At 64.9% G+C, this 3,942-nt stretch carries 4 protein-coding genes; all 4 read left to right on the plus strand.

Annotation, left to right across the window (positions count from 1 at the left end):
• On the plus strand, nucleotides 1–178 hold a 178-nt coding region (locus A5622_RS16685), incomplete at its 5' end, for a TylF/MycF family methyltransferase (protein WP_232002989.1).
• 127 nt (nucleotides 179–305) lie between these two features.
• The gene (locus A5622_RS16690; protein WP_066880081.1) at nucleotides 306–1,583 is read left to right on the plus strand and encodes a glycosyltransferase; all 1,278 of its coding nucleotides are present in this window, start codon (nucleotides 306–308) and stop codon (nucleotides 1,581–1,583) included.
• Nucleotides 1,584–1,989: 406 nt separating this feature from the next.
• On the plus strand, nucleotides 1,990–3,276 hold the full coding sequence (locus A5622_RS16695) for a glycosyltransferase (RefSeq protein ID WP_066880083.1): 1,287 nt from the start codon (nucleotides 1,990–1,992) through the stop codon (nucleotides 3,274–3,276).
• 97 nt (nucleotides 3,277–3,373) lie between these two features.
• Nucleotides 3,374–3,942 (plus strand): TylF/MycF/NovP-related O-methyltransferase (locus A5622_RS16700; RefSeq protein WP_066867761.1); only part of this gene is annotated, 569 nt, incomplete at its 3' end.

Genomic DNA, 3,942 nt, shown 5'->3' on the forward strand with positions numbered 1-3,942 from the left:
GATTCAGGCGCTCGATGCGCTCTACCCGCGGCTGTCGCCCGGGGGGTTTTGCATCATCGACGACTACCACGCCATCGGCGCGTGCCGGCAGGCCGTGACGGACTACCGTACGGAACATGGCGTGACCGCAGAGATCGAGGAGATCGACGGCACCGGCGTGCTGTGGCGCAAGCCTTGAGGCTCACCCGCGCGTAGTTCGTCCCGGTGTGGTCGCGCAAACCGGTGCTGTGGAGATTCGTCGATATTTACAGTGATGTCGGTGCTTCACCACGATTGATGGCGCAACCGAAGGGCGTGGATTCGCGATGAAATGTGTGCTGGCCAGCTATGGAACGCGCGGTGATATCGAGCCTTCCCTGGTTGTCGCGCGCGAACTGCAACGCCGGGGGCATGACATGGTCATGGCCGTCCCGCCCGACTCGGTCAGCTTCACCGAGGCCGCCGGGTTGACGGCCGTGCCGTACGGACTGGAATCGCAGGCCTGGCTCGACGTGTACCGCGACTTCTGGACAGCGTTTTTCCGCGGCTTCTGGAAGATCCGGGAGATGCGCGGCATGTGGCGCGAGATGTGGGATCTCAGCGACCAGTGCTGGGCGCAGATGAACACGACGCTGATGTCGCTGGCCGACGGCGCCGACCTGGTGTTCGCCGGGCAGAGTTACCAGGAGCCGGCCGCCAACGTCGCGGAGTACTACGACCTTCCGCTGGCCACGCTGCATCACGTGCCCATGCGGCCCAACGGCCAGGTCGTCGCCATCCTGCCGCCGCCGTTGGCCCGCTCGGCCATGACGGCGTTCGACTGGTTCTGTTGGCGGCTGAACAAGAAGGTGGAGGACACCCAGCGCGCAGAGCTGGGGTTGCCCAAGGCGACGGGACCCTCACCGCGGCGGATCGCCGACCGCGAATCGCTGGAAATCCAGGCCTACGACGAGGTGTGCTTCCCCGGGCTGGCCGCCGAGTGGGCGAAGTGGGACGGCCTGCGGCCCTTTGTCGGCACGCTGACCATGGAGCTGACCACCGAAGCCGACGACGAGGTGATGTCGTGGATTCGCGCGGGATCCCCGCCCATCTGCTTCGGCTTCGGCAGCATGCCGGTTGAATCCCCGGCCGACACCGTCGACATGATCAGCACGGCCTCGGCGCAGCTCGGCGAGCGGGCGTTGATTGCCGCCGGCCGCAGCGACTTCAGCGGCGTCCCCCTTCCCGATCACGTCAAGGTCGTGGGGCCGGTGAACTACGCGACGATATTTCCCGTCTGTCGCGCGGTGGTTCACCACGGCGGTTCGGGCACCACCGCCGCGAGCCTGCGTGCTGGAGTTCCGACGCTGATCCTGTCGATGGACGCCAATCAGACGATCTGGGGAGCTCAACTCAAACGGCTGAAAGTTGGTGCCACACGCCGCTTTTCGGCAACGAACCGGGAGACGTTGGTGGGGGACCTGCGGCAAATCCTGGCCCCGGACTACGCGCAGCGTGCCCGCGAGATCGCCGCCCGGATGACCAAGCCGGCCGACAGCGTGGTCAAAGCCGCCGACGTCGTGGAGAACTTCGTCAGCTCGCGGAGTCGTACCCGCTCCCGCTAACGGGCTTACCAGCATTGCGCTGGGGAAAAAGCGGAATTTGCTAACGGAAATTCGGGTGCGGGCCGCACTGGACCGACTTCCCGCTTTCCCAAGACACGGTGTCGATAGTCTGGCAGACTTACGTAAGATCAGGCGACGACGCCTGGGGTTCATCCATACCACCCAGAGTCGTCATACTTCTACGGTCGGGGGGAAAGGCCGATGAGGTTGGGTTTGTCGCACTCGACTGCACCGGTGCCACTTTCACGATCGAGCCTGGTCTCGGGCCGCCAAATCCGTTGCGAAACAACTACAACCACGACTCTGACCGCATCGCCGGGCCAATGGCGAGCCGCGGATTACCGAGCGGAAACGCCGCAGTCAAAGTTGCCCGTGCCGTCGGAGACTGATTAAGGTAACCATCGCGATGAAATTTGCTGTGGCAAGTTATGGAACGCGTGGCGATATCGAGCCTTGCCTCACCATCGGTCGTGAACTGATGCGACGGGGCCATTCGGTCCGGATGGCCGTTCCGCCCAATCTCGTCGAGCTGGCCGAAGCGGCCGGGCTTCCCGCGATCGGCTATGGGCCGGACATGCATGACTTTTGGAGCGACGAGTTCATTCGGGATTTCTGGAAGAACTTCGTCAAAGGGCCGATCAGCCTGATGCGCGAAGCCTGGGAACCGGTGCTGCGGAACTGGCAGGAAATGAGCTCGGCGCTGATGTCGGTGGGTGCCGGCGCCGATTTGCTGTTCAGCGGCCAGCTCTACCAGGATCTGGCCATCAACGTCGCCGACTATTACGGCATTCCGATGGCCACGCTGCACTACATCCCCATGCGGCCCAACGGCCAGCTGCTTCCGAAGGTGCCCGGGCCCCTGTGTCGCACCGGAATGTCGGTGTACGACTGGATGTGCTGGCGGATGAACAAGAAGGCGGAGGATCGGCAGCGCCGTGAGCTCGGCCTGCCCACGGCCACGGTCGCCTCGCCGCGGCGGATCGCCGAACGCGGCTCGCTGGAAATCCAGGCCTACGACGATGTGTGCTTTCCCGGGCTGGCTGACGAGTGGGCGAAATGGGGCGGCCAGCGGCCGTTCGTGGGTTCGCTGACCATGGAGCTGCCGACGGACTCCGATGACGAGGTCTTGTCGTGGATCGCCCAGGGGACCCCGCCCATCTGCTTCGGCTTCGGCAGCATGCCGGTCGCCGAAACCCCCGCCGATACGGTGCGAATGATCGGCGCTGCCTGCGCGGAGTTGGGGGAGCGGGCGTTGATCTGCTCGGGGTGGAGCGACTTCAGCGATGTTCCGCAGCTTGATCACGTCAAAGTCGTCGGGGTGGTCAACTACACGAAGATCTTCCCCGCCTGCCGGGCCGTCGTGCACCACGGCGGATCGGGCACCACGGCCGCCGGCCTGCGCGCCGGCGTGCCCACGCTGATCCTCTGGACGGCGGGCGATCAGCCGATGTGGGGGTCGCACGTCAAGCAGCTGAAGGTGGGCACGTCGCGGCGGTTCTCGGGCTCTACGCCCGAAACCCTCGTCGCCGACCTGCGCAAAATCCTCGCGCCCGAGTACCTCACGCGTGCGCGCGAGCTCTCCACCCGAATGAGCAAGCCCTCCGAGAGCGCGGGTCGCGCCGTCGATCTGCTGGAGGAATTCGCTCGCTCGGGGCGCTGCGTCCCCGACGCTCAAGCTGGGCGAAGTCGCTGAGCCGCCGGTGACGGATACACTGCGAAACGCGCTGACGGCGTCGAGGGACGTCTAGGCTCTCAACCGGTACTACTGGCATGCGGAGTAAGGGGCAGTTTTGGCCGTGACCGATCACGACACGCGGTTTGCATACCTCGACCTGCTCCGCCGCGACCTCACCAGGTATGGCAGCGACGAGCTGGTTCCGGTGGGCTTGTATCGTCTGGGTCGTCCGCTGTTCAACACCCGCAACTTGATGCTGGTGCGCAAGCGGCCGTTCAACAAACAGGCTCGTGATCTCGGCCTGGACTGGCCGGCGGATGCCCTGACGATGATCGGCATGCAGCGCCTGACCAGTCTGCAGAACTGCGTCGAGACGGTGTTGGAAGAGGACGTTCCCGGCGACCTGGTCGAGTGCGGTGTGTGGCGCGGTGGTGCCTCAATCCTGATGCGCGCGGTGCTGGCGGCCCACGGCGACGAGAAGCGCACCGTGTGGCTGTGCGATTCGTTCGAAGGGGTGCCGCCTCCGGACACCGTCAATTACAAGGCGGACAAGGGGATTAGGCTGCACCGCCACGCGCGCATCCTGGGCGTGCCGCAGGAGCACGTGAAAGCGAATTTCGAGCGCTATGGGTTGCTCGATGATCAGGTGCGGTTTTTGCCGGGTTGGTTCAAGGACACCCTGCA

The sequence above is a fragment of the Mycobacterium sp. 1245801.1 genome (assembly GCF_001673055.1).
Classification (GTDB): domain Bacteria; phylum Actinomycetota; class Actinomycetes; order Mycobacteriales; family Mycobacteriaceae; genus Mycobacterium; species Mycobacterium europaeum_A.